Raw genomic sequence first — 26164 nt, 5'->3', positions numbered from 1 at the left:
GGCCATACCGGACGCCGTCGCGACGACGGCATCCGGTGTCGTGCGCTTAGAGCTCGACTACGTCGAAACGACGATCCGGGTTCACGTCTTCCTCGTAGTTCACATCGTTGCGGCCAAAGCCGAACAGGTGCAGGAAGTCGCTCTTGTAGCCGGCGTAGTCGGTCAGTTCGTTGAGCGTCTCGGTGGTGACCGTCGGCCACAACGCCTTGCATTCCTTCTGCACGTCCTCGCGCAGTTCCCAGTCGTCGAGGCGGATGCGGCCGTCGCTGTCCGTTTCCGTCGGCTGGTGATCCTTGCGATACATGCGATCGCGGAACAGGCGGTTGATCTGCTCGATGGTGCCTTCGTGGATGCCCTTTTCCTTCATCACGCGGAAGGAAATGGCGATGTACAGCGGCAACACCGGAATGGCCGCGCTGGCCTGCGTCACCACCGACTTCATCACGCCCACGTAGGCGTCGAGATGCTCGGCCTTGTGTTCGGCGACCAGTTGCTTGGCCGTGTTGTCCAGATGCTGCTTGGCCTGGCCCAGCGTGCCGTGCCAGTACATCGGCCAGGTGATCTCGGTGCCGATGTAGCTATAGGCCACCGTCTTGGCGTGGTCGGCCAGCACGCCGGCCTTGCTCAGTGCGTCGATCCAGAGCTTCCAGTCTTCGCCGCCCATCACGGTGACGGTGTCCTTGATCTCCTGCTCGGTCGCCGGTTCCACCGAGGCCTGGATCACCGTGTCGCGGTTGGTGTCGATCGAGTTGGCGGTGAAGGTTTCGCCAATGGTCTTGAGCGAGGAACGCACCACTTCGCCGGTGTCCGGCAGCTTGCGCACTGGCGAGGCCAGCGAATAGACGACGAGGTCGATCTTGCCGCCCATCTCGTTCTTGATGATCTCGATCGCGCGCTCGCGCGTTTCGTTGGCGAACGCGTCGCCGTTGATCGAACGGCTGAACAGGCCCGCTTCCTTGGCGAACTTATCGAACGCGGCGGAGTTGTACCAACCCGCGGTGCCGGTCTTGGTCTCGCTGCTGGGCTTCTCGAAGAACACGCCCAGCGTGGCCGCGCCATAACCGAAGGCGGCGGTGATGCGCGAGGCCAGGCCGTAGCCGGTGGAGGCGCCGATCACCAGCACGCGCTTGGGACCCTCGCCCAGGTCGCCCTGCGCCTTGGTGGTGTTGATCTGATCGAGCACGTTGCGCTCGCACCCGACCGGATGGGCCGTCACGCAGATAAAACCACGCACCTTGGGGTTGATGATCACTCGAGGACTCCTGGGAGGCATTGCAAACCGCCATATTAACCCGCGTGCCCCGCCATGCGCTCCCGTAGGGAATCGCGGCCCGTCACGTCGCCGCGACAGTAGTTTTTCGGAGGCGGAGCCACGGATGGGGGCCTCACAATCCCTGCACGATGCATGGGCGGCCCGCCAGGCCACAGGCGCCGAGCGGGCATCACGCCCACGCCGACATGGAACACGGGAACCTTGCACATCATGGCCACCCGGGAGCGCAGAACGCTGTCCTGCCATGCGCGCACCTGGCTCGCAGCGAGCATCAGCTGCGCCGTGGCCTGCGGCTGCGTCCATCAGCCGACCAGGCCGGCGGACACGTCAAGCTCGCCGGCGGCATCGACCCCGGAGGAAACACCCGCACCCGCAAGCTCGACGGGCGGCGACAGCAACGCCGCGCTCAATACCCTGCGCCGGATTTCGTTGATGCGGCCCTTCGAGGGAGGCATCGAGACACCGGTCATCCACAACCAGATCAACGGCTACGTGATGGTCGACGCCGCCAACAACGCCGGCGCTGCATTGAACGACACGACCCTGGCCGTGCGGCGCGCCGACATCAGCGTCCAGCACATGTTTCGTTTCGACTGGCTGTTCTACGCCGATGCCCAGCTGGTCGATGGCCGACTCGAATTGAAGGATGTCTACGTGCGCAAGCAAACCCGCTATTTCGGTGTGGTGACCATCGGCAACCAGCAGGAACCCTTTGGCATCGAGCAGTTCGGCAGCTTCCGCAACACCACCTTCCTCGAACGCGCCACCACCAATGCGCTGGCGCCGAGTCGCAGCGTGGGCATCACCTCCAGCGATTTCCATGGGCCGTGGATATGGAGCTACGGCTTCTACACCGCGGGCAGCAAGGACGAGGGCCGCACGCAACGCGGCGTGGCGCTCACCGGGCGGCTGGCTTACCTGCTCACATCCGAAAACGGCCCCTACCACTTCGCCGTCGACTACTCCACGCGACGCGCCGGGCCGGACAACGACCAGCACTTCCAGTCGGCACCCGAAGTGGCGCTTTCTTCGGATGACTATTTCCTTGACACCGGAACCATCACCGGTTCGAACAAGGTGCAGCGTTACGGACTGGAAGTGGCCCACGTGGCCGGCCCGTTCTCCTGGCAGGGCGAATACATGGAAGCCCATCTGCAACGCGACAACGGCCTGCCGCCACTGCGCTTTCGCGGCTGGTACGGCTACGCCAGCTGGATGATCACCGGCGAAAGCCGCAACTACCGCGAGAGCAACGCCACCTTCGGTCCGGTGGTTCCGCATGCCTCATGGAACGGGCACGGCGGCGGTGCGCTGGAAGTGGACGTGCGCTTGAGCATGACCGACCTCAACAACCGCGACGTGGTGGGCGGCAAGGAAACCAACGTCACGATCGGGGTGAACTGGTACCTGGACAAGTCGGTGCGGCTGTCGGCCAATCTCGTGCACGCGATCGATCTCAACAAGCCGGGCAATCCGGATGATGGCAAGCATCCGACGGCCATCGTCGGTCGCTTCCAATATCAGTTCTGAGCATCCCCGCGATCGCGGCAAAACGGCGCAAGAAGGCCGATTCCGCCGCCGATGCGGTTGACAGCGCCGTTATCAAATGAGAATAATTCTCAACATGTAAGCTCCGCAAAGACGGTTTCAAGGCGCCGACGTGATCACCCTTTTTGCCCTGTTGTTGACCCTGTCGGGCGCCGTGCTGGTCTACCTGGCCAGCGCGAAGCAGCGGCTGCGCGCCTCTTCATTGCCGGCCTTAGCGAGGCTGGCGGGTTGGTTGCTCGTGGCGTCCGGCACCGGCAGTTGGTGGTACGACGCCGGCGTGGGCCCGGGTATCACGGCGGCGCTGACTACGCTGATGCTCACCTGGGTGCTCCTGCCTTACCTCGCATGGTGGCGCACCAGCGCGATGGAAGCCGGCGAATCATGATCGCTCGCTGCCTGGCCGGCACCCTGCTCGGCTTTCCGCTCGCCGCCCTGCTGCTCGCGCTGCTGCTGTATGTGTTGCCGGCGCACGGCGAGGCGTTCCTCATTCCGGCGCTCATCCTGTTCTTCCCGTTGTGGACGGCGTTCATGGCCGGCGCCTACGTGTTTCGCAATGGCACGCGCGCCTGGCTGGTGATGGGTGGCGCCAATGTCGTTGTCTTTGCCGCGCTGTGGCTCATGCGCCTGCCCGGCTGATACAGGGAAGTTTCGATGAAGCCCGCCACCATCCGCACGTTCCAGACAGTGCACACCTGGACCGGCCTGCTCGCCGGTTTCGCCTTGTTCGTCGCGTTCTATGCCGGCGCGCTCACCGTATTCCACGACGACATCGCCGCCTGGCAGAACCCGCCGTGGCTTGCAGCGGCCGACGCCAAGGCCTCCAACGACGCCTTGATCGAACGCCTGTTGAGCCATCATCCCGATGCACGCGCGGACTTCGGCATCGTGTTGCCGCGCGACAGCTCGCATGCCGCCTATGCGTATTGGGAAGCCAAGGACGTCAGCCGCTTCGCCACCGCCAGCCAGGTGGACGCGCCGAGCACGGATGCCGCGGAGAACGAGCTGGCCGACTTCGTCTATGCACTGCACGACTCGCTGGGACTGCCGGTGATCGGCCTGTACCTGATGGGCATCGTCAGCGTGATCTACGGCCTGGCCTTGCTCTCGGGCATCCTCATTCATCTGCCGCAACTGGTGAAGGATCTCTTCGCCATGCGTGTGGGACGCAACCTCAAGCGGCTCTGGCAGGATGCGCACAACGCCATCGGCGTGATCAGTCTTCCGTTCCACGTGATCTTCGCGGTCACTGGCGCGCTGTTCTGCCTGTTCGGCATCACGCTGGCGGCGCTCAACACGGTGGCGTTCGACGGCAAGCTGTTCGACGCCTTTGGCAAGGCCACCAACACCACTCCGGCCGTGACGGTGAGCGGCACCTCCGCCAGCATGCTTTCCACGGAAGCCTTGATCGAACGCGCGCGCGCCGAGGCCCTGAAGAGCGGCGTGACCACCTTCGAGCCCGACTACATGCATTTCGTGCATTACGGTGATCGCAACGCGGTGGCCGAGGTGCGCGGCCTTTCGCAGCACACGCTCGGTTCGTACGGCACCGTGGCGATGTCCGCGCATGACGGCACCGTGCTGGCCACGTACGTAGGCAACCGCTACAGCCTCAACGGCATCAGCTACGCCGCATTGTTCGGCCTGCACTTCGGCAGCTTCGGCGGACGCACGGTGCAGTGGCTTTATTTCATCCTCGGCCTGGCCGGCGCGTTCCTGTTCTACTCGGGCAACCTGCTCTACATCGAATCGCGCCGCAAGCGACGCCACGCCGACCAGCCGCGCAAGACGCTGGTGATGGCGCGCGCCACGGTGGGCGTATGCATCGGCACCTGTCTGGCCATTTCCGGCGCATTCGTGGCCACATGGATCGCCGTGCGCATGGGCGTGGACGCGGGCGTGCCGCAGCGCGCGGCCTGCTACGGCATCTTCCTTAGTGCCTGCGCGTATGCATGCCTGCGCCCCATCGCAAAGGCGACCATCGAATTGCTGTGGGCGACCGCGGCCTTGACCATCGCGATGGCGCTGGTCGATCTGGCGGCCAACGCATCGGCGATGACGCACGAGTGGTCGCCGCTCGCGTGGCGCGTGATCGGCGTGGACCTTACCGGCATCGCCATAGGTGGTGTCTTTGCGCTGTTCGCGCGCGCCGCCACGCGACGCGCACGCACGGGCGACACCAACAGCGTGTGGGCGATCAAACCGACGCGCGACGTATCGATGGGGACCGAGCGCTCTCAGTAAGCCATGCGCACCGCGTTGATGCGCGCCGACACCGGTGCATCGCTCAACAGCGCGATCTCGTCCCACACCGTATCCGCCTCGCCATCGGCAAGCAGTTCGTACGCGGTGCGCCCGTCGAAGGCATTCTGGTGACGGCACATCCAGCGCACGGCACGCTGGCGATCGCCCAGGCTTTGCACCAGCATCGCGGCGAGCGTGTCGTGGCGCTGCTCGAGCATGATGAAGGCGCGCTCCATCACGTCATCACGCAACGCGTTGATCTGGGCTAGTTCGGTGGCGACGTCCTGAAACCTGATCGTAACCTTGCGCATGCGTTCGCTCCCTTTTCCCCCACGCCGTCCGGTGATGTCGCCCGGATCGTCCTGCCCGTTGCGCGGGAGAACGCCTGGACGCCTGGCGCTCTTCCCTGAGCCCGTCGTGCTCGTGCTCGGCGCCATCGCTCGGATGCCCACCGTGCGACCCGATCATGCTCAAGCAAATGCTGAATTTGCGTGAATTCGCAGGGTACGGCGCCTAAGACTTTTGGGTGGTAACCGAAAGGCCAGGGTGGCCTTCAGCGGGGTGCGGAGGCGAGCAAGGAGGCCAGCCGTTCCATCGAGGCATGGATGTCTTCCACCGGCATGTCGCCATAGCCGAACAAAAGTCCCTGCCGCGCGTGGCGTCCGGCGTAGAAGCCGCGGATGCCGTAGAGCGCGATGGCGGCGGCGCGTGCGCGGGCGATCACGACGTCCTCGTCCATGCCTTTGCGCAGCATCGCCACCATGTGGATGCCCGCGGCCGGCACGATGGGCTCCAGCCACGTCGACAGCGGCCCGCGCAGGTGCTGCACCAGCGCTTCGCGGCGTCCTGCATAGTGCTTCTGCACCCGACGGACATGACGCCCGAACTCGCCGTCGAGCATGTAGCGGCCCAGCGCAGCCTGCGTGAGGCTGCAACCGTGCCAGTCGTTGATCTGTTTCGCCTTGAGGAAAGCCTCGGCCAGCGACGACGGCGGCACCACGTAACCGGTGCGCAGCTCGGGAAAGAGGGTCTTGGAAAACGTGCCTACGTAGGCCACCACGCCGTTGCGGTCGAGGCTCTTGAGCGATTCCACCGGTCGACCCTCGAAGCGGAATTCGCCGTCGTAATCGTCCTCCACGATGAGCGCGCCGCGGCGCGATGCCCAATCGAGCAAGGCCATGCGCCGATCCAGGCTCATCGGCATGCCCAGTGGAAACTGATGCGATGGCGTGACGTAGACGAGTCGCGCGGTGTCGGGAAGCTCGTCCACGCGCAGGCCTTCCTCGTCCACGCGCACCGCTTTCACCCGCGCCCCCATCGCCAGCATGCTGCTGCGCGCCGGCGGATAACCAGGTTCTTCCACCGCCACCACGTCGCCCCGATCTACCATCACACGGACGGCCAGATCGATGGCCTGCTGCGCGCCCTGCGTCACGATCACCTCCTGCCAGTCGCACGCCACGGCCCGGCTGAAACCGAGGTAGCGCGAGATGGCCAGGCGCAATTCCTGGTCACCGGCAGGATCGCGATAGATGCCGCGACCGCGCGCCTGCGCACGCAGTGCATGCGCGATGCATTTGCGCCAGGCATCGGCGTGGAACAGCGATTTGTCGGTGACGCCACCCAGGTAGTCGTAGCGCAGCCGCTCGCCTGGCCGTGGCATCGCCAGCGCGGCCGGCACGCGCTGCCAGACCTTGGCTGCCCTGGGCGACACGCTGCCGCGCGTCTTCGCGCGCGACGGTATCGCCATGAAGCCTTCGGCCACAAAGGTGCCGTCGCCCTGTCGACCGACCAGAAAACCCTCGGCGCCCAGACGCTCGAACACTTCCAGCGTGGTCTTGCGCGACACGCCCAACTGGCTGGCCAGGTCGCGCGAGGATGGCACGCGCGCACCGGCGACCAGCCGCCCATCCACGATGGCAGCACGCAGCTGTTGGTATAGCTGCCCGGCAAGGTCGCGCCGACCGGAAATAGTGAGCTGGATGTCCATCAGTGGTCACCTCGATTCTCTTGAAAATGGATATTCAAGAAGGCCAGTGGGGAGTCTAGCCTGTTCCCACCTTCACCGAATCCCTCATCGAGGATCAAGCCATGAGCCAGCGTATCGACTTCTACAAAGCCAGCCCCGACGCCATCAAGGCGATGATGGGCCTGGAGCAGCGCATCAGCAAAAGCGGTCTGGACAAATCCCTGGTCGATCTCGTCCGCCTGCGCGCCTCGCAGATCAACGGCTGCGCCTATTGCATGGACATGCACACCGCCGATGCCCGCAAGGCCGGCGAGAACGATCGTCGTCTGGCCACCATCAGTGCATGGCGCGAAACCAGCTTCTTCACGGACCGCGAACGCGCCGCGCTCGAATGGACCGAAGCGCTCACCCTGATCGCCGACAACCACGTTCCCGACAGCGTGTGGGAAGCCGTGCGCCCGCACTTCTCCGACGAAGAGCTGGCCGATCTCACCCTGCTCGTCATCGCCATCAACGGTTGGAACCGCTTCGCGATTTCCTTCCGCAAACTGCCTGCCTGAGCGAGGCGGCCGCCATGAAAACATCGCTCCCCCGCGTTGCTTCTGCCCTGCTCTCGTTGGTCGTGGCGTTCGGCGCCGCTGGTGCGGCGCGTGCTCACGATGGTGGCGAAGAGAGCGTCCAGCCACTCATGAAGCAGTCGCTGCCCGATGTGCCCGGCAAGAACGCGATGATGGCCACCGTGACGCTCGCGCCGGGCCAGAGCGCTGCGCCGCACCTGCACCCCGGCTCGATCTTCGCGTATGTGCTCGAGGGCGAAGTGACCTCGCAGCTCGAAGGCCAGGATGCGAAGACCTACACGGCGGGCCAGAGCTGGTACGAGCCGCCACGTGCGCACCATCTCGTTACCCGCAACGCCAGCACGACCAAGCCCGCCAAGTTGCTGGTATGGGCCATCGTGGGGCCGCAGGATCCCATCAAGCTGCCCTTGCCGCAGACCTCGTCGATCAACCCGTCATTGCCCACGCTCGTCGCGCAATAAGCGGTGCATCAGGGCTGGCGAAGTATCTCCAGGATCTTCGCCAGCACTTCATCGTTGAGGTAGAGCTGATGGCCATCCTTCACGATGGTGGTTGAGACGGCGCCGGGAATCAGCGCGCTCTTGAGCGGAACAAAGCCGTCGCCCGGCGGATTCGTGCCAGGCAGATCGCCGGCAAACGTGTAGTAGCGCACGCCTTTCGCGGGCATTAGCGACTGCGCCGCATGACTCACCGGCTGCGCATCGCGCAAGGTGCTGATGCTGCTCAAGCCATACCGTTCGTAATCCTGGGCCAGCAATGGATTCTCGTGCGCACGATTTTCCGTTGTCACTCGAATCAAGGCGTCGAGTTCGGGGGCATGCGCGTGCACGACGCGAAGTGCCACCTGCCCGATCAGGCTGTCGACATAGGGCGAGCCCAAGTGCGGCGCCGCCAGGAAGATGGTCCGCGTCACACCGGGATACGGGTGGAAGCGAAATACCGAATCCACCATCGCCAGGTCCGCGGGCGTGCCGTGCAACTGCTCCGGTGGAATGTCGAACGCGGCCTTCCAGATCACATCGCCGCTATCGGACACGATCAGCCGGGAAATGACGCCGCCCATGCTGTGCCCGATCAGCGTCACCTCCTGATGGGCGGGCGCGGTGCCATCGGGGTCGAGGATATGCCAGGCCTGATCCAGCGAGCGTTGCACGATCAAGCGATTGAGCAACTGTGGCGTGTTGGTCGGATAGATCACGTGCCATATCTGATAGCGCGCATGCAATGAGGGATCGCCATCAATCAGGTTGGTCAGTTTCGCCCATACCATCGGGCTGCGCCCCAGACCGTGCACCATGATCACCGGCGTTTTGTCCGGATCGTAATCGTCCAGCAGATACAGGCCTTCGCGCAGCGCAAACTGCCGCCCGCCAATGAGGTTCCACACAGCCAGCCGGTTGATGTGCGAACGATCGTAGAGCGCAGCCAAGGTCGCGGAGGGATCCGACGCCAAGGGAACACTGCGCTTGCCGATGGTGATGTCTGGGTGCTCGCGCATGCCGGAAACGATTAGCTGCGCGACGCCGTCATCGCCGGGTTCCACCCACGCGACAAGGGTTCTGGTGAGGCCCTCGGGCGGATAGAGCATGCAGATCGGCTTGTCATGGCATCGCGCCTGCCAACCCACCATCGGCACGCCATAGCCACGCGTTGCGTAACGCACTCCCATCACCGGGGGGATGGTCACCTCATCGGCGCGCGCCAAGGCCACAGGACCATCGTCCAGGCTGTCAGGCAGATCGCGGAATGCCACCCGCAAGGGCTGGTCCAGTACGTGCAAGGACTGCGCACTCCAGGCGCCCGGCTTGACGTCCAGCAGATAACCCAGCAACTCGTGCGTGCAGTTGTCGGCGAGGTCCTGGGCTTCCGCTTGTTGAGCCGCGCTCCCGGATTCCGAGGCCTGGTAGGCGGCCACGGCGCAACGCACCCAGTTGCGGGCGGCGATGTCCTTGCGCTGGATTTCCGCCGTGTCGCGCCACAAATGGCGTGCTTCGTTCAAGGCATCGTTCTTGGGCTGCCTGGAAAGGCTGCTGCACGCCGCCAGCAAGGCGAAGCACGTCATCCACGCTAGGCGATGGTCACGATACGAGCGCGGTTTGCCGAGAATACCTGGACGCATGCGGGCATCCGTCGCCAGAGGGGTCGCAGACAATGCGGGCCAGGATCAAGGCGCCCGCAGCCGGTTGAACGCCGCGCCACGCTACGCCATTCATCTGACAGACGCACTACTTCTTTGGCATGTCCGCTCCGGTCAGGCTCGCCTTGCCGCCTCGAGGATGTCCGGGCATTCCAGTATGGCCTTGGGCGCACCGTGCCGGACTACCGACAGCATCGCCTGCCCGATGATGACCGTGCTGAGGATGTGCTTCGGAAACAAGGCGCGCAGCAGGGGCACCAGTGGCCGCGAGATGGCGTAGACCACGCGGGACATCGTGGTCTTGGAGCGCTCGCCGTGCACCGGCTCGATAAACCCCGGGCGGAACAGGTACACCGCGCGAAACGGCAATCGCTGCAGCGCATTCTCGGTGCGCCCCTTTATCCGCGCCCACATGCTGCGTCCCCGTTCGGTGCTGTCGGTGCCGGCGCCCGATACATAGGCGAACACCATCGCGGGGTTGAGTCGCACCAATGTCGTCGCTGCCGCCAGGGTCAGGTCGTACGTGAGTCGGGTATACCGGGCCTCGTCCATGCCGGCCGCGCTGACGCCCAGGCAGAAGAAGCAGGCGTCGTAGCCCAGCAGCTCGGGTTCGATCGGCGTGTAGTCGAAGAAATCCTGATGCACCACTTCGCGCAGCCTGGGGTGGGTGATGCCGAGCGTGGTCCGTACCACCACCAGCACCTCATCCACGTCGGGCGCGGCCAGGCATTCGCGCAGCACGCCCTGCCCGACCATGCCGGTGGCACCGAAGAGAACGATCTTCATCTCAGCACCTCATTCCATTCTCAGGATGCGGGAAACGGGGGCATCGCGCCCGCGTCGTAATCTGTGGAGAGGCTCACGTCGCGCCAGCGTTCGGCGGCACTCACGCGCTCACCATCGATCATGCCGAAGTAATGCAGCGAATCGCTGCCCAACAACAAATGGCGTGGCGGTTGTTCGTGATAGCCCATCGCCAGCACCACCTGGGCCACGCGCGCCGGATCACCCGCCTGCTTGCCCATCGCGTCCTTGAGCCGTTCGCGGAACACGCCGACGGAAGCCTGATAGTCGGGCAGCAGATCGCCCAGCGTGCTGTTGGCTTCGGCCGCCCAGTCCGTGCGCATGCCGCCCGGCTCCAGCGAACAGAGCTTGATGCCCAGATGCTGCACTTCCGCCGCCACCACTTCGGTGAAGCCGCCCACGGCCCACTTCGCTGCCTGATAGGCGGACAGCCCCGGCGTACCGATGCGCCCGCCCACGGAGGAAATCTGCAGGATGTGTCCCGAGCGCTGCGCGCGCATCACCGGCAGCGCAGCGCGCGTCATGTTCACCACGCCGTAGAAATTGGTCTCGATCTGGGCGCGGAAACCATCTTCGTCGGTCTGTTCGAATGGCTGGGCGTTCCCATAACCGGCGTTGTTGACCAGGACGTCCAGACGTCCAAATGCCTTGACGGCTTCGTCCACCGCTGCGCGGCCAGCCGCCGGATCGGCGACGTCCAACGCCACGGTGCGAACCTGGTCGCCGTAACGCTCGACCAGATCGGCCAGCTGTTCAGGACGACGCGCTGTAGCCACCAGACGATCGCCATGGGCCAGCACCGCCTCGGCGATATCGCGGCCCAAGCCGCGCGAACTGCCTGTTACCAACCATACCTTCGACATGATGTTTCCTCTCTATTGAGTGATTACACACTCATTTAATGACAACAAAAAAATCAGGCCTTGCCGATGGCGTTCCAGAACGCCTCGAAGCCCGCCGATCGATAGTGCTCCGCACGCCCAGGATCGCGTGCGATGAAATCCATGGTGGTTTCCGCCAGGGCCGTCAGCAGCGCGCCCACAAAGGCTGGGTCCAGATCCTTCAGCACGCCCTTGGCCATGGCCTCTCGCAACATGCCCTGGATGTCGCCAAAGGGCGCCGAGCCGGTGACCTTGGTTTCGGGGAAGATGCGCTCGGATACCGTGAGCTGCGCCATCACCTTGCGCCCTTCCGGATGCGCCACGCCCCAGTCGATATAGGTGCGCCACACGTGGCCGGCCCGCTCGCGGATGCTCGCCCGGCGCGGGTAGCCCGTGAGCATGGCCTCGCGCATGTCCACCTTCAGTTCCAGGTACAGCTGGTTGAGCAGCGTGTCCTTGCTGTCGAAATAGGTGAACAGCGTACCCTCGGCCACGCCCGCGGACCGCGCGATCTTCGCGGTGGGCGCACTGATCCCCTGCTCCGCGAACACTTTCGTGGCGGCGTCGAGGATGGCGTTGCGCTTGTCTTCGCTGCGGGGGCGAGCCATGGGAGAATCAATAATTGAGTGACCACTCAATCATAGGGCCGCCTACCCCAGACTTCAAGGGCCAGCTCAGAGCAGGCTTTCAATCGGCAGCAGGCCGCCGGTGTTGACCTTGAAGCGCCGCCACCAGCTGGTTTCTGGCGCATGGTCGTAGCGGACCTCCGGCTGGCCGGGCTCTTTGGCCTGCCAGTACACACTGCCCTTGTCGTCCAGCAGGACCTGATAGCTGTGTTCCGGTTTGGTGGCGTCGGCAAAGATTGCCAACAGCGCTTTGGCAAGGGCGGGTGAATCCACGATCACGCCGTCCTCGGTATTGATGTGCACCGAGCGCGGATCGAGGTTCATCGAACCGACAAAGGCATGCTGCTCGTCGACCACCATGGCCTTCGCATGCAAGCTGTTGCTGCCGGAGGACGAGCCGAAGAAACTGCTGCCGCCACGCCCGCGCCGGGCATCCGGCTTCAATTCGTACAGATGCACGCCGGCCTTCAGCAGGCCCACGTGATAGGACGCATACGCCACGTAGACATTGCCGGCATCCGTCGACGCCAACGAGTTGGTGAGGATGGATACCTCGACGCCGCGGTCGCACATGCCCTTGAAGTAGGCCACGCCCTTGTCGCCGGGCACGAAGTACGGCGAGATCAAGGTGAGTCGTTGCTGCGCGCCATCCATCCACGCGCGGATCTGCGGGGCCATGTGCAGGTCTTTGCCGTCAGCCGCGGGATTGCCCTTCTCCGGATCGTCCGCCAGATAGGTGGCCGTGCCCCAGGCCCACGCGGTGGCCGGCGCCTCGTGAGCCAAGTCGCCCACGCGGGCCACGAGGCTCTGCGCATAGCCGCTCTCGCTGAACTGGCGCGCGCTCGCCCCCATGGTCTTGCGCAGCTGAGCCAACTTCTCGGGGCTGGGCGTCTTGCGATGGAACGCCCCGATTGGAAACGACTGCTCGCTGTTCCAGTAGCGATCGAACACCTGCCCGACCTCGGCCACCACCGGACCGACCGTCAGCACGTCCAGGTCACGGAAATTCACGCTGTTGTCGGCATCGAAATACTCGTCGCCGATGTTGCGCCCACCGACGATGGCCATGGCACCGTCGGCAATGAACGCCTTGTTGTGCATGCGGCGGTTGAGCCGCGAGAAATCACCCGCGAACTGCTTGCCCACGCCCCACATCGACGAATTGCGTTCCAGGAAGGGATTGAACAACCGGATCTGGATGTTCGGATGGCCATCGAGAATGCGCAGCACGTCATCGTTGCCGGCCACGTGCAGGTCGTCCAGCAACAGGCGCACGCGCACGCCGCGATCGGCGGCCGCCAGCAGCCGCTGCGCCAGCAGGCCGCCGGTCGCATCGGAGTGGAACATGTAGTACTGCAGATCGAGCGAGTGCACGGCGCGATTGGCCAGTGCAATGCGCGCCAGCAAGGCGTCGTTGGAATCGCTGATCAAGCGCAGGCCGCTGTCGTTGCCGTGCTGCGCGGTAATGCGCGAGGCATATGCCTCCAGCGGCGCATCCGCCTTGACCGGCAGCACCGTGCTGGGAACGCGAGGGTAATCGGGACGAAAATCCGAATGGGTGCAGGCAGCCAGCGCCAGCAAACCCAGACAGGCAAGGCGACGCAACAGGGTGCAGGCCATGTTCCCTCCTTGGAGGGGACTCTGTCCGACGCGTTGATCCGGCGCAAGCCCCACGTTTGGCTACGTGGGGATCCGGTTCACGCTGGTGCAGCGCCCGACCCGTGACGGTCCGGCATCATCAACGGCCGAAGGTGATTTCCCTGCCTTCGTGGTCGCGGTCCCAGCCGCGCAGCTCGTCGCGGATATGCGCCACGCGCTGGCGACCCAGCGCATTGCGTTCCTCGTCCAGCACCTGGCCATCGAGGAGCTCAGCCAGTCGCTGTGCGGTGGGCAACATGGCGTCCCAGGCGTCGAGCGCAGGGATCGGCGCCGGCAGCGTCATGAAGAAACTCAGGCCCGGCGTGCGCATGGCATCCACGCGGCTCAGGTCGAAGTTGCCAGGCTTGACCATGTTGGCCACGCTGAAGATCGGACCCAGCTCGCGCTTGCCGTCCACCAGCCGGTGATAGATGCCCATGTCGCCGAATTCCAGGCCCGTCTTGTCGGCGGCCACGATAAGGTCGGCGCCGTTGAACACGTTGCCTTCGCGGGCCACCACGAACAGCGTGACGATGCGCTCCACCGGCATGCGCTCCGGGCGACGGCCAACGTCGGAGCGCGGCGGCACGCGAGGTGCTTCCGGCGCAGGCGCGGGAGCCGGCGCAGCGACCGGTGCGGGCGCGGCAACCACCATTGGCTCGGGCTCATGCACGCGCGGTGCGGCGACCTGATCAGCCCCCGTGGCCTGCGCCAGGCTCTGCTCGAACTGTTCCGGCGGCGCACGCAGTGCGTCGACGATGGAAGCGGCCATGCCCTGCGGACGACCGACCGGCGCCGGATCGACGCGATCCTTGCCGCCACGATCCTTGCCACCGGCGAGCGTCGCGCCCAGACGTTCCAGTTCCTCGCGGAAACCAACGTCGAGCTCGCCCTGCTGCGGCGACTGGCGAGCATCGAGTTCGTCCATGTGGAAATTCTCGCGCGCACTGAACGAGGGCTCGTCGGACGTCTCGCCTTCGGTGCCGAACGTCGGCTCGCGGCGTTCGCCCGACGCCATCACCACCACGCGCCGCTTGCCCTGCTCCTTCTTCGGCTGGCCGAACAGCCACATCGCCGCCAGGACGATCAGGCCAAGGATGAGCATCGGGATGCCAACAGCGGCATTCCAGGCGACGGCGAGTACGGGTTGCGCGGTCATACGTTAGATCCTCAAGCTGCGCCCGCAAGTTTAGCTGCTTCGGCGAGATCCACCTGCACCAGGCGCGACACGCCCGGCTCACGCATGGTCACACCGCACAACTGGGAAGCCGCCTCCATGGTGGCCTTGTTGTGGCTTACGAAGATGAACTGCACCTTCTCGCTCATCTCCTTCACCATGTTGGAGAAGCGGCCCACGTTGGCTTCGTCCAGCGGCGCGTCCACCTCGTCCAGCAGGCAGAACGGCGCGGGGTTGAGGCCGAAGATGGCGAACACCAGCGACACCGCGGTAAGCGCCTTCTCGCCACCGGACAACAGCGTGATGTTCGATACGCGCTTGCCGGGCGGGCGCGCCATGATGGCCACGCCGGTGTCGAGCAAGTCGTCGCCGGTGAGTTCGAGATACGCGTGGCCGCCACCGAACAGGCGCGGGAACAGTTCCTGCACGCCGGCGTTGACGCGATCGAAGGTTTCCTTGAAGCGCTGGCGCGTTTCGCGGTCGATCTTCTTGATCGCCGCTTCCAGCGTTTCCATGGCGCTGACCAGGTCGGCCAGCTGGTTGTCGAGGTAGGTCTTGCGCTCGCTCTGCTCGGCGTGTTCCTGGATCGCGGCGAGGTTTACCGGTTCCAGGCGAACGATCTTCTGACCGATCTCCACCAGTTGCGTGCGCCACTGGCTGGCGTCGGCGTTCTCCGCGAGTTCGGCCAGCAGCGGTTCCAGTTCGAGACCCGACGCGGTGATGGCTTCGGCCAACTGCTCGGCACGCAGCTGCAGTGCCTGCGCGGCGAGGCGTTTCTGCGAAAGGTTTTCGCGCAAGCCCTGCAGCAATTGTTCGATGCGCTGGCGTTCCTGCTCCAGGCGGCGGAATTCGCCGTCGCAGTCTTCCAGCGCGCGGCGTGCTTCCACCAGTTGCTTGTCCACCAGCAGGCGCTGGTCGAGATAGGTCTGGCGCTCGGCTTCCAGCTCGGCGATGGGATCGGAACCGGCCGCCAGCTGTTCGGCGATTTCGCTGCGACGCGCATCGATCTGTCGCAGTTGCGTTTCCATGCGCGCCAGCGACTGCTCCAGCGAGGTGAGCGAGGAGCGCTTCGATTCCATCGACAGCGCCAGCGCATGCGCCTGGTCGGCTGCCTCGCGCGCGTTCATGCGCGCTTCTTCGCGCGCTTCGAGCAAGGCGCGACGTTCGTTTTCAAGCTCGCGGCGATGATCTTCCAGATCGCCCATATGGCCGACCGATTCATCCAGTCGCGCACGCGCATCGCGCGTCTGCGCCTGCAGTTCGTCGAGCTGGGCCATCAGGTCGTTGAGTTCGCCGGTGACCTTTTCCGCGCGGGCACGCGCGGTTTCCATCTTGCCGCGATGGCTTTGCACCTGGCCGGCGAGTTCCGACTGGCGACGATGCGCGTTGTACAGCTCGCGCTGCGCATCGTCGCGCGCACGTTCGGCCTCGAACTTGCGCGTGCGCAAATCGTCCAACGTGTTGGTGGCTTCCTCGATGCGTTCTTCCAGCGCAAGGATCTGCTCGCCCAGCGTGCGCATCTCGCGCTCGCGGGCCAGCACGCCTACCTGATTGCCTTGCGCACGACGCACGCGCGCCCAACCCGGACCCAGCCATTCGCCGTTGCGCGTCATCACCGACTGGTACGGCGCCAGCGCCGAGAGGCCCGCAACGATTTGATGCGCGTGCTCGATGGAGTCGGCGGTGAGCACGTGGTTGAGAATGGACAATGCCGCGGCCGGGCCGCGCACATGCGCGGCCAAGGTGCCTGCGGTGTTCACGCCACCTTCGGCGGCGTTGACCAACGCCACGTCGGCATTTTCCAGCGCACCGAATTCGGCGGCGAGCGCATGCGATTCGTCGACCAGCACGGCATCGAGGAAACCGGCGAGCGCCGTTTCCACCGCCGTTTCCCAGCCTGCTTCCACCTGCAGCGATTCGCCGAGGCGACGCGACTTGTCCAGACCCAGGCGGGCGAGCCAGCCGCTGGCAGCGCTTTCTTCCTGCCCCAGCGCCGCATGCTGCAAGGCTTCCAGCGAGGCCTGACGACCGCGCGCCGTCTGCAACTGCTGTCGCGCCTCGTTGAGCGAAGACTGCACCTGGCGTTCTTCGTCGAGTACTTTCTCGTGCGCGCTCTTGTGCTGATCCAACAGGGTGCCCAGCGATTCCACGCGTTCGCGCTGCGTGTCGTGCTCGACCAGCAGTTGTTCGGAAGCGGCATCGAGCGCGGCGATATCGGTGGCCTTCTGCTCGGCCTCCAGCGCTTCGCGACGACGCGACAGATCGATGCCCTGACGATCCAGGTAATTGAGTTTGGTGCGTTCCACTTCCGCGGCACGGTTCGACTCGCCGGCCGTGCGCGTGTGCGAATCCCAACGCTGCTGCCAGTCGGCCAGTTTGGTTTCGGTGTCGCGCACGGCTTCGGTGGTGTCGTCCTGCATCTGCTGCAGGGCTTCGAGCTTGGGCTCGCCTTCGGCCAGCGCCATGCGCAGGGTTTCTACCTGCGTGCGGTCGTTGGCGATGTGTTCGGCCAGCTCCGCGTGTTCGCGCTCGGTTTCGCCCTGCGCGCGCTGCAGGCGGTCGGCGGTCTCGCGGTTGAAGCGCACCTGCTGCTCGACGCGCGCAATCTCGGCGCCGACCTTGTAGACCTCGGCCTGCACTTTGTTCAAGTGATCGGTGGCGTCAGTGTGGCGCTCGCGCACCGTCTCCATCGACGCCTCGTGATGGCGTTGCGTGGCGACGTGCTTTTCGATCTCGATCTCGGCCGCAGTAAGGCCCGAGCCTTCGTTGTCGTGCTGGCCCTTGAGGCCGCGGTATTCGAGCGCGCGCAGTTCGGCTTCCTTGCGCGTCTGCTCTTCCTTCAAGGCCTTCCAGCGTTCAGCCGCGCGGGCCTGGCGGTTCAAGTGCTCGAGCTGCTTGTCCACTTCGTCGCGCACGTCGCGCACGCGGTCGAGGTTTTCGCGGGTGGACTTGATGCGGCTCTCGGTTTCCTTGCGGCGCTCCTTGTACTTGGAGATGCCGGCGGCTTCTTCCAGATGCATGCGCAGCTCATCGGGCGCGGCCTCGACGATCTGGCTGATCATGCCCTGCTCGATGATCGAGTAGCTGCGCGGGCCCAGGCCCGTGCCCAGGAACAGGTCCGTGATGTCGCGCCGGCGGCAGCGCGCGCCATTGAGGAAGTACGCCGACTGCCCGTCGCGCGTGACCTGGCGCTTCACCGAAATCTCGGCGTACTGGCCGTACTCGCCCTGGATGGTGCCGTCGGCGTTGTCGAAGATCAGCTCCACCGTGGCCTGGCCCACCGGCTTGCGCGCGTTGGAGCCGGAGAAGATCACGTCGGTGAGCGAGTCGCCACGCAGTCGGCTAGCCGCGCTCTCGCCCATCACCCAGCGGATGGCATCGATGATGTTGGACTTGCCGCAGCCGTTAGGCCCCACCACGCCGGTCATGTTGGTCGGCAAATGAAGCGTCGTCGGGTCCACGAAGGACTTGAAGCCGGCGAGTTTGATCGTAGTCAGGCGCATGCGGGCATCGGCGGCAAAAGTGGATAAGCCCGGGGGCGCCCGGGCGATGGGTCACTGTGCCAAACGCCGGCCCCTGCCGCAATGCGTTCTGGCTACAGGTTTCACTTTAACACTGACGTATAAGCCAATGTTACGAAAGAGTTTATTTCTTGCCTTGGATCGTCATTCCCACGAAAGCGGGAATCCAGTGCCATTGAAGGATGCTTGCCAACGCAAAGTCATCGGGTCCTGGCCTTCGCTGAGACGACGGGGGTGGAACCGGCGGCCTTACTCGCCCGGCGCCTTCGCATCGATGGACAGCGCGTGGATGCCGTTGTCCATCAGGCCTTGCAGGGCCGCATAGACCAGCCGGTGGCGCTTGATCGAAAGCTGGCCCGCGAAGGCCGCGCTGACGATGCGCACGTGGAAATGCCCCTTCCCCTCGTTGGCATGTCCGGCGTGCTTATAGCCCTCGTCCAGCACATCGAGTGCCGAAGGATCGAGCGCCTGCTGCAGGCGCTCGCGGATCTGTTCGACCATGGATGCGCTCATGCCTGCGGCAGCGCCTTGATGAACGGCTTGACGCTGACGCTGGCGTAGACGCCTGCGTCCACATAAGGGTCAACGCCTGCCCAGGCTTCCGCCTCGGCCTGCGACGGGAACTCGGCCAGGATCAGGCTGCCGGTGAAACCGGCCGGGCCGGGATCGTTCGAGTCGATGGCCGGGAACGGACCGGCGACCAGCAAACGGCCTTCCGCCAGCAACTTCTTCAGGCGCTCGACATGCGCCGGACGCGCGGCCATACGCTTCTCAAGGGAATCGGGCACATCCGTGCCCACAATCGCAAACCACATGGCGAACTCCTGAACGGTCTAGCCCACCATTCTAGCGCGCCGCGGGCAAACCGCCTCGTGGAACGGCGGGATCGCGCTGCGTCAGTCGATCGGTTGGAACTCCCCATCCGCCCGATCCAGCGCATCGGTGCTGAGCTGGTGGCTGACGCGATCCAGCTTGAACGAGAACAGGCGCGGCGCAACGCCCGGGTCGCCGCCGCAGCTGTCGTCATGCTTCTCGCGCACGTCGATGTCGATGACCTTGCCGCCGTTGTCCTCGACCATGTAGCTCAGGCATTGCTCGGGCAGGTCGGTGAGCTTGTGCTTCTGGATCGCGGCGTTGACCAGCTCGACCACCGCGTCTTCGCTCAATGCCGCCTGCGCTGGCGCAGCGCCACTTGCCGCGGACGCGGGCGTCGCCACGGAACTCGTCTCTGCCGGGGCCGCCGTCGTGTTGTCCTGCCCATCGGCGGGCTGCGACGGCGAACAGGCGGCGAGCACCAGCACGATCAGGCCGGCGCCCATGCAGCGCCGCGTTTTCGTGCCGGTGGCCGCAGCGCGCAACTCAGGCTTCCGGGCGCATATACGGGAACAGCAACACGTCGCGGATCGACGCCGAGCCGGTCAGCAGCATCACCAGTCGATCGATGCCGATACCCAGGCCGCCCGTCGGCGGCAGGCCTACTTCCAGCGCGCGGATGTAGTCAGCGTCGAAATGCATGGCTTCGTCATCGCCACCGGCCTTGGCCTCCACTTGCTTCTGGAAACGCGCGGCCTGGTCTTCCGGGTCGTTCAACTCGGAGAAGCCGTTGGCCAGCTCCTTGGCGTTGATGAACAACTCGAAGCGGTCGGTGATGCCGGGATTGGTGTCGCTTTCGCGCGCCAGCGGCGAGACCTCGACCGGATGATCGGTGATGAAGGTCGGCTGGATCAGCGTGTGCTCCACCGTCTTCTCGAAGATTTCCAGCAGCAGTCGGCCCCAACCGAAATCGGCCTTCACCTGGCAACCCAGGCGCTTGGCGTGCGCGGCCATGGCGTCGCGATTGCGCAAATCATCACGCTTGATCTCCGGGTTCAGTTCGAGCACGGCGTCTTCCATGCTCCAGCGACGGAAGGCCGGACCCACGTCGATTTCGTTGCCTTCCCACACCAGCTTGGTGGTGCCGATGACGTGCTTCGCCGATTCGCGGATCACTTCTTCGGTGATGTCCATGATCTCGGTGTACGTGGCATACGCCTGGTACAGCTCGAGCATGGTGAACTCGGGATTGTGCCGCGTGGACACGCCTTCGTTGCGGAAGTTGCGGTTGATCTCGTACACACGATCGAAGCCGCCCACCACGAGGCGCTTGAGGTAAAGCTCCGGCGCCACGCGCAGGTAGAGATCGATATCAAGCGCGTTGTGGTGCGTCACGAACGGACGCGCCGTGGCGCCGCCCGGAATCACGTGCATCATCGGCGTTTCCACTTCCATGAAGCGGCGCGGCTCGGCTTCCAGCCACTTGCGGATGAAGCCGATGATCTTGGAGCGCTGCGCAAACGTGCGGCGCGCTTCCTCGGTGACGATCAGGTCGACGTAGCGCTGGCGATAGCGCTGCTCCACGTCGGCCATGCCGTGATGCTTGTCCGGCAACGGGCGCAGGCTCTTGGTGAGTAGGCGCAGCTTCTCCACCTTCACCGACAGCTCGCCGGTGCGCGTACGCATCAGCGTACCTTCGGCGCCGACGATGTCGCCCATGTCCCAGCCCTTGAACGCCTTGTACGTCTCTTCGCCCACCGTGCCTTGGTGGATGAAGAGCTGGATGCGGCCGTTGAAATCCTGCATCTGTACGAAGGCGACCTTGCCCTGGTCGCGCTTGAGGATGATGCGGCCGGCCACCTTCACTTTGCGGCTCAGCGCCTCGATGGCTTCGGCCGTCCACTTCTCGACATCGGCGAACTCGGCCTGCAGATCGCCCGCGAAGGCGTCCATCTTGAAGTCGTTCGGAAATGCCACACCCTGCCCGCGCAACGCTTTCAGTTTCTCGCGGCGCTCGGCGATCAGCTTGTTCTCGTCGATGGGCTGGATTTCGGTCGGTTCAGTCATGAGGTTTCCGTAGCTGCCGGCGCTCGCGCCGTTCGGCGAGTGCATCTTTAGAGTTTGTCTTTCCGGTGTCGGCGTGGCGAGCCAGTGTCTTCCCGCCATGCCGACGATCAATCGTCCTTGCCGAACACGTGTTTCACCGCGTGTTTGGTGGCGTCCCAACCTTCTTTGGCGCCATGGCCGATGCCTTGGCCTGCTTCTTTCGCGCCATGCCCGACCGTGACAGCGGCATCTCGCGTACCGTGGCCCACCGCCACGCCCATGTCGCGCGCGCCATGTCCTACGGACACGGCGGCGTCCTTGGTGGCGTGCCCGACGTCGCGGCCGGCATTGCCGACACTCTTGCCGGCGGAGCGTGCATCTTCCTTGATGCCCTGACTCGCGGAGCCGTTGTCCTGCGCATTTGCCACGCCCTGGCATGCTGCCAGGGCGGTCCACACGACCAGAATCGGGAAAGTCTTCCTGCTGTTCATGCGGACAAGGTCTCCATGGGCAGTCTCGATGACGCTCGGTCAGGCATCCACGCGCTTGGCACCCGCATCCAGGCCGGACTTGAGGCTCGCCTCGATGAACTCATCGAGATCGCCATCCAGCACCTTCTGCGTATCCGAGCGCTCGATGCCGGTGCGCAGATCCTTGATGCGGCTCTGGTCCAGCACGTAGTTGCGGATCTGGCTGCCCCAGCCGATGTCGGACTTGGAGGCTTCCAGTGCATCCTTCTCGGCATTGCGCTTTTGCAGTTCCAACTCGTACAACTTGGCCGCGAGCATTTTCATGGCGCGGTCGCGGTTGGCGTGCTGGCTGCGCTCGGTCTGGCAGGCCACGACCGTGTTGGTCGGAATATGCGTGATACGCACCGCCGACTCGGTCTTGTTGACGTGCTGACCACCTGCGCCGGACGAGCGATACACGTCGGTGCGCAAGTCAGCCGGATTGATCTCGATGTCGATATCGTCATCCACTTCCGGCGACACGAACACCGAGGTGAAGCTGGTGTGGCGGCGGTTGTCCGAGTCGAACGGGCTCTTGCGCACCAGGCGGTGCACGCCGATCTCGGTCTTGAGCCAGCCATAGGCGTAGTCGCCTTCCACGCGGAACGTGGCGGACTTGATGCCGGCCACTTCGCCACCGGAGACTTCCAGCAGCTCGGTTTTCCAGCCGCGCGATTCGGCCCAGCGCAGGTACATGCGCAGCAGGATTTCGGCCCAGTCCTGCGCTTCAGTGCCGCCGGCGCCAGCCTGGATATCCACGAAGGCGTTGTTGGCGTCCATCTTGCCGGAGAACATGCGCTGGAATTCCAGCTTGGCCACCTTGGCTTCGAGGCCGGCCAGGTCGGCGACCACCGAGTTGGCGGTGTCCTCGTCGTTGTCGGCGGCGGCCATGTCCAGCAACTCGCCGGCATCGGTGAGACCGGCCGTCAACGTGTCGATGCCGCTGACGATGGTGTCCAGGCGGGCGCGTTCGCGGCCCAGTTCCTGCGCGCGCGGCGGGTCGTCCCACACGGTGGGGCTTTCCAGTTCGCGGCTTACTTCTTCGAGACGCTCACGCTTGGTGGCGTAGTCAAAGATACCCCCTAAGCGACTCGACGCGGCCCTTGAGGTCCGCGATCTGCGCAAGGATCGGATTGGTCTCGATCATCTGGTTTCGGTTCCGGATATTCAGCCCTCTAGGATAACAGAGGTGCTCCGCCAGCCGGTACGCGGCGTTGACGTAAACCGTCACGGTGAATACGCGTTCACATGCAGCGGCGGCACGGCTTCACCGCGTGCCATGGGAATCGCATCGCGACAGGGAACGGCGCATGGGGAACAAGCACTCGCGTGGGTGGACGGGTCTGGCGGGCATGCTGCTCGCGGCCGTCTCAAGCGTGGCCAGCGGCGCCACGGGCGACACCCGCCCTGCGCTGCCCGGCAGCGAAGGCGCGGCACAGGAGAACACCGACCTGCAGGCCATCCTGAAGGCCATGCAATCGGCCGATGCGGAGGCGCTGACCAGGCTCTACAAGGAAAGCCAGGACCCGGTGATCCATGTCTGGTCGGCCATGGCCTTGGAACGCGTGCGCTTCAACCTCGACGCCGCCAGTGCCGACGCCAGCACCTGCGAGAACGCGCTGATCGACGTGCGCCCGGGCATCGCCCTCTCGTGCGGCCAGTTCCGCGTCGGCAACCTCCAACTGGCCGGTCGCTGGGCTGATTCCCACCAGGCCGAAAGCGAGCTAATCGCGCGATTCCGCGGCCACGGCGTGGACAAGCGACTCGACAACATGCAGGCCTACCTCAATGGCATTGCCGGGCAGCCAGCGCTCTCTTACGACATGCCTGCCGGCGACGTGACGCTGAAACTGGAGCCGAGGGCGAAGTCGAAACCAATGCGTGAAGAGGTATCCACCATTCCCCGTTTCACCGTGTCCGCCAATGGCCACGAGGTGGAGGCCATGCTCGACACCGGCGCCAGCGACATGATCCTGGGCCAGGAAGACGCCGAACGCCTGGGCGTCACGCCACTCGACAGGCAAGGCCACGTCAACGGATGGCTGGCCAAGGACGTGCCCACCCAGGCCGGGCGACTCGACACGCTGGCGATCGGCAGCATCACCCTGCACAACGTGCCGGTGACGGTGGTGCCGCGCCCCATCGTGCTGATCGGCGGCAACCTGGTGGCACCGCTGGGCACGCTGAAGATCACCCAGAGCGACATCCAGATCTACGGCAAGGATTCACTTGTGCCCGCGTGCGATACGCCCATGAGAGTGAGCACCGCCCTCTGGGGCAACAGCCTTCGACTCTATCCGCAGTTGCTGGTGAACGACACGCCACAATCGGTGATGCTCGATACCGGGGCGCAGAGCTATTTGATCGGCACGCGTGCCGCGCTGGACGAAGTCACTCCGCTGCACCGCATGAAAACAAGCATGAAAGACATCGGCGGTAGCCATGCTTTCGTCAATGCCGACGCCGCCAAGGTCAAGCTCACCATCGCCAACCAGCCCTTCGACATGACCTTCGAGGTCTACACCGATGCGGACAACATCAAGCACCCGATCACCCTGGGCGCGGGCGCCTTGCGCGACATGGACTTCCTGCTCGACTTCCGCCACCAGCGCCAGTGCTTCCTGCTGCATCCCGATTTGCGCTGAACGCCATGGCGACTGCCGCGCACCGGCAGTCGCCACACGCATCACACCAACGCCTGCTGATGCACGCCGCGCACGGCGCGTCCCGACGGATCGGCCGCTGCCGCGAATGACGGGTCCCACGCTAGCGCCGCGGGCGAGGAACACGCGATCGACTTTCCGCCCGGCACCGTTTCCGCGCACGCCTGACCCGGATAGAAGCGCTCGAAGATGCGCCGATACAAATACGCTTCCTTGGTAGCCGGCGGGTTGTGCGGAAAGCGCGTGGCCGCCGCGGCAAACTCGCGATCGCTCACCGCCTGCTCGGCATGCGCCTTGAGGCCGTCGATCCAGCCGTAGCCCACGCCGTCGCTGAACTGCTCTTTCTGGCGCCACAGGATGTCGTCGGGCAGCGCGCCCTGGAAGGCCTCGCGCAACACGGCTTTCTCGATACGCCCCTGCCCCGCCATCTTGTGACGCGCATCCATGCCCATCGCCACGTCGAGGAATTCCAGGTCCAGGAACGGCACGCGCGCTTCCACACCCCACGCCATCATCGACTTGTTGGCGCGCAGGCAGTCGTAGCTGTGCAACGCATCGAGCTTGCGCACGGTTTCTTCATGGAAGGCTTCGGCCGATGGCGCCTTGTGGAAATACAGGTAGCCGCCAAAGATTTCATCCGAGCCTTCACCCGACAGCACCATCTTCACGCCCATCGCCTTGATGCGTCGCGCGAGCAAGTACATCGGCGTGGAAGCGCGAATGGTGGTGACGTCGTAGGTCTCGATATGGCGAATCACTTCCGGCAGCGCGTCCAGGCCTTCCCAGAAGGTGTACACAAAACCGTGATGCACCGTGCCCAGCGCATCGGCGGCAATCTGCGCGGCAGCCAGATCGGGCGAACCTTCCAGGCCGATGGCGAAGGAATGCAGGCGGGGCCACCATGCCTCGGCGCGGTCGTCGTCTTCCACGCGATGACGGGCGAAGCGCGCGGCGCACGCGGCGACCAATGACGAATCCAGGCCGCCGGACAACAACACGCCGTACGGCACGTCGGTCATGAGCTGGCGATGCACGGCCTGCTCGAAGGCGTGGCGCAGCTCGGGCAGCGGCACGTCATGGCCTTGTGTGTGCGCATAGTCCCGCCACGGCTTCCGGTAATAACGGCGCAGTTCGCCATCCGCGCTGTCGTACACGTGCCCGGGAGGAAACGGCGCCACGTCGGTGCACAGGCCAATCAGCGACTTCATTTCCGACGCCACGCACAAGCGCCCTTCGCCATCGTGCCCCCAGTAGAGCGGACACACGCCGATGGGATCGCGGGCAATGATGTAGCGCGACTCGATGCTGTCCCACAGCGCAAAGGCAAAGATGCCATTGAGCTTGGACACCCACGCCACTGGCGATTCGTGCTCTCGATACAACGCGTTGATCACTTCGCAATCGGAGCCCGTGGTGAAGTCGTAAGCGCTGGATGCGCGAAGATCGCGATGGTTGTAGATCTCCCCGTTCACGGCCAGGGCCAGCGCACCATCGCGCGAGCGCAGCGGCTGCGCGCCGCTGGCCGGATCGACGATGGCCAGGCGCTCGTGCACGAGGATCACCCCCGCATCCACGAAGACGCCGCTCCAGTCCGGACCACGATGACGCTGGCGTTGGGAAAGCTCCAGCGCCTGCTGGCGTAGCGCGGCCAGATCATCGCCGGGCTGCAGATCGAACATGCCGAAGATCGAACACATGACTTGGATTCCTGATTTGCCTTTCACGTGACGGAAAAACAAA

At 64.7% G+C, this 26164-nt stretch carries 25 protein-coding genes; 7 read left to right on the top strand and 18 right to left on the bottom strand.

Annotation, left to right across the window (positions count from 1 at the left end):
- Nucleotides 1-46: 46 nt before the first annotated feature.
- Nucleotides 47-1252 (bottom strand): enoyl-ACP reductase FabV, encoded by a 1206-nt coding sequence (gene fabV, locus ABIC75_RS00275; RefSeq protein ID WP_354011864.1) that lies wholly within the window; start codon nt 1250-1252, stop codon nt 47-49.
- Nucleotides 1253-1575: 323 nt separating this feature from the next.
- Complete coding sequence (locus ABIC75_RS00270; RefSeq protein WP_354011863.1) at nt 1576-1728, bottom strand: hypothetical protein; 153 nt, start codon at nt 1726-1728, stop codon at nt 1576-1578.
- Here ABIC75_RS00270 and ABIC75_RS00265 point away from each other — a divergent pair.
- From ABIC75_RS00265 to ABIC75_RS00250, 4 genes are all read left to right on the top strand, one after another.
- On the top strand, nt 1706-2803 hold the full coding sequence (locus ABIC75_RS00265; RefSeq protein ID WP_354011862.1) for an OprO/OprP family phosphate-selective porin: 1098 nt from the start codon (nt 1706-1708) through the stop codon (nt 2801-2803). The two genes, ABIC75_RS00270 and ABIC75_RS00265, sit on opposite strands and share 23 nt — an antisense overlap.
- 130 nt (nt 2804-2933) lie before the next feature.
- Nucleotides 2934-3206, top strand: a complete 273-nt coding sequence (locus ABIC75_RS00260; RefSeq protein ID WP_354011861.1) for a hypothetical protein — start codon at nt 2934-2936, stop codon at nt 3204-3206.
- Nucleotides 3203-3457, top strand: coding sequence for a hypothetical protein (locus tag ABIC75_RS00255; protein WP_354011860.1), 255 nt, complete (start codon nt 3203-3205; stop codon nt 3455-3457). Before ABIC75_RS00260 ends, ABIC75_RS00255 begins: the two co-directional genes overlap by 4 nt.
- Nucleotides 3458-3472: 15 nt before the next feature.
- On the top strand, nt 3473-5062 hold the full coding sequence (locus ABIC75_RS00250) for a PepSY-associated TM helix domain-containing protein (RefSeq protein WP_354011859.1): 1590 nt from the start codon (nt 3473-3475) through the stop codon (nt 5060-5062).
- Here the strand turns inward: ABIC75_RS00250 and ABIC75_RS00245 are convergent.
- Both ABIC75_RS00245 and ABIC75_RS00240 read right to left on the bottom strand, forming a co-directional pair.
- Nucleotides 5056-5373 (bottom strand): antitoxin Xre/MbcA/ParS toxin-binding domain-containing protein, encoded by a 318-nt coding sequence (locus tag ABIC75_RS00245; protein ID WP_354011858.1) that lies wholly within the window; start codon nt 5371-5373, stop codon nt 5056-5058. The two genes, ABIC75_RS00250 and ABIC75_RS00245, sit on opposite strands and share 7 nt — an antisense overlap.
- A gap of 242 nt (nt 5374-5615) precedes the next feature.
- Nucleotides 5616-7052 (bottom strand): PLP-dependent aminotransferase family protein, encoded by a 1437-nt coding sequence (locus ABIC75_RS00240; RefSeq protein ID WP_354011857.1) that lies wholly within the window; start codon nt 7050-7052, stop codon nt 5616-5618.
- A gap of 101 nt (nt 7053-7153) precedes the next feature.
- Here ABIC75_RS00240 and ABIC75_RS00235 point away from each other — a divergent pair, with 101 nt between their 5' ends.
- Together ABIC75_RS00235 and ABIC75_RS00230 are read left to right on the top strand one after the other, a co-directional pair.
- Nucleotides 7154-7591: a carboxymuconolactone decarboxylase family protein gene (locus ABIC75_RS00235; RefSeq protein WP_354011856.1), complete on the top strand. Its 438-nt coding sequence runs from the start codon at nt 7154-7156 to the stop codon at nt 7589-7591.
- Between the two features lie 14 nt (nt 7592-7605).
- Nucleotides 7606-8070, top strand: coding sequence for a cupin domain-containing protein (locus tag ABIC75_RS00230; protein WP_354011855.1), 465 nt, complete (start codon nt 7606-7608; stop codon nt 8068-8070).
- Nucleotides 8071-8078: 8 nt separating this feature from the next.
- Here the strand turns inward: ABIC75_RS00230 and ABIC75_RS00225 are convergent, their stop codons facing one another.
- The 13 genes from ABIC75_RS00225 to prfB form a co-directional block, all read right to left on the bottom strand.
- Nucleotides 8079-9728 carry an esterase/lipase family protein gene (locus ABIC75_RS00225; RefSeq protein ID WP_354011854.1) on the bottom strand — a complete coding sequence of 550 codons (1650 nt, stop codon included), beginning with the start codon at nt 9726-9728 and terminating at the stop codon, nt 8079-8081.
- Nucleotides 9729-9860: 132 nt separating this feature from the next.
- Complete coding sequence (locus ABIC75_RS00220; protein WP_354011853.1) at nt 9861-10532, bottom strand: epimerase; 672 nt, start codon at nt 10530-10532, stop codon at nt 9861-9863.
- Nucleotides 10533-10552: 20 nt separating this feature from the next.
- On the bottom strand, nt 10553-11413 hold the full coding sequence (locus tag ABIC75_RS00215; protein WP_354011852.1) for an SDR family NAD(P)-dependent oxidoreductase: 861 nt from the start codon (nt 11411-11413) through the stop codon (nt 10553-10555).
- A gap of 53 nt (nt 11414-11466) precedes the next feature.
- Nucleotides 11467-12039, bottom strand: a complete 573-nt coding sequence (locus ABIC75_RS00210; protein ID WP_354011851.1) for a TetR/AcrR family transcriptional regulator — start codon at nt 12037-12039, stop codon at nt 11467-11469.
- 66 nt (nt 12040-12105) lie between these two features.
- A complete protein-coding gene (locus ABIC75_RS00205) occupies nt 12106-13677 on the bottom strand; it encodes a phospholipase D family protein (protein WP_354011850.1) in 1572 nt (523 codons plus the stop codon).
- A gap of 118 nt (nt 13678-13795) precedes the next feature.
- The gene (gene zipA / locus ABIC75_RS00200) at nt 13796-14800 is read right to left on the bottom strand and encodes a cell division protein ZipA (RefSeq protein ID WP_354013034.1); all 1005 of its coding nucleotides are present in this window, start codon (nt 14798-14800) and stop codon (nt 13796-13798) included.
- 65 nt (nt 14801-14865) lie between these two features.
- A complete protein-coding gene (gene smc, locus ABIC75_RS00195; protein ID WP_354011849.1) occupies nt 14866-18375 on the bottom strand; it encodes a chromosome segregation protein SMC in 3510 nt (1169 codons plus the stop codon).
- Between the two features lie 267 nt (nt 18376-18642).
- Entirely contained in the window at nt 18643-18894 is a 252-nt protein-coding gene (locus tag ABIC75_RS00190; RefSeq protein WP_436407861.1) for a BolA family protein, read from the bottom strand.
- An 8-nt stretch (nt 18895-18902) separates the two neighbouring features.
- Nucleotides 18903-19208, bottom strand: coding sequence for a YciI family protein (locus ABIC75_RS00185; protein WP_354011847.1), 306 nt, complete (start codon nt 19206-19208; stop codon nt 18903-18905).
- An 81-nt stretch (nt 19209-19289) separates the two neighbouring features.
- Nucleotides 19290-19712 carry a hypothetical protein gene (locus tag ABIC75_RS00180; RefSeq protein ID WP_354011846.1) on the bottom strand — a complete coding sequence of 141 codons (423 nt, stop codon included), beginning with the start codon at nt 19710-19712 and terminating at the stop codon, nt 19290-19292.
- Nucleotides 19713-19752: 40 nt separating this feature from the next.
- Entirely contained in the window at nt 19753-21273 is a 1521-nt protein-coding gene (gene lysS / locus ABIC75_RS00175) for a lysine--tRNA ligase (RefSeq protein WP_354011845.1), read from the bottom strand.
- A gap of 107 nt (nt 21274-21380) precedes the next feature.
- On the bottom strand, nt 21381-21743 hold the full coding sequence (locus tag ABIC75_RS00170; RefSeq protein ID WP_354011844.1) for a hypothetical protein: 363 nt from the start codon (nt 21741-21743) through the stop codon (nt 21381-21383).
- 39 nt (nt 21744-21782) lie between these two features.
- Nucleotides 21783-22908 (bottom strand): peptide chain release factor 2 gene (gene prfB, locus ABIC75_RS00165; protein WP_354011843.1). Its coding sequence is split into 2 segments (ribosomal slippage): nt 21783-22832 and nt 22834-22908, totalling 1125 coding nucleotides; the frame shifts between segments, so codons are not numbered across the junction.
- A gap of 163 nt (nt 22909-23071) precedes the next feature.
- Between prfB and ABIC75_RS00160 the strand changes: the two genes are divergently transcribed.
- Nucleotides 23072-24406: an aspartyl protease family protein gene (locus tag ABIC75_RS00160; protein ID WP_354011842.1), complete on the top strand. Its 1335-nt coding sequence runs from the start codon at nt 23072-23074 to the stop codon at nt 24404-24406.
- Nucleotides 24407-24447: 41 nt separating this feature from the next.
- On the opposite strand, the gene asnB is transcribed toward ABIC75_RS00160, so the two are convergent.
- On the bottom strand, nt 24448-26121 hold the full coding sequence (gene asnB, locus ABIC75_RS00155; RefSeq protein WP_354011841.1) for an asparagine synthase B: 1674 nt from the start codon (nt 26119-26121) through the stop codon (nt 24448-24450).
- Between the last annotated feature and the right edge of the window lie 43 nt (nt 26122-26164).

It is taken from the genome of Dyella japonica, from assembly GCF_040545895.1.
GTDB lineage: Bacteria > Pseudomonadota > Gammaproteobacteria > Xanthomonadales > Rhodanobacteraceae > Dyella > Dyella japonica_D.
The sequence above is the reverse complement of the archived record's forward strand: the minus strand, read 5'-3'. Positions and strand labels throughout refer to the sequence as shown.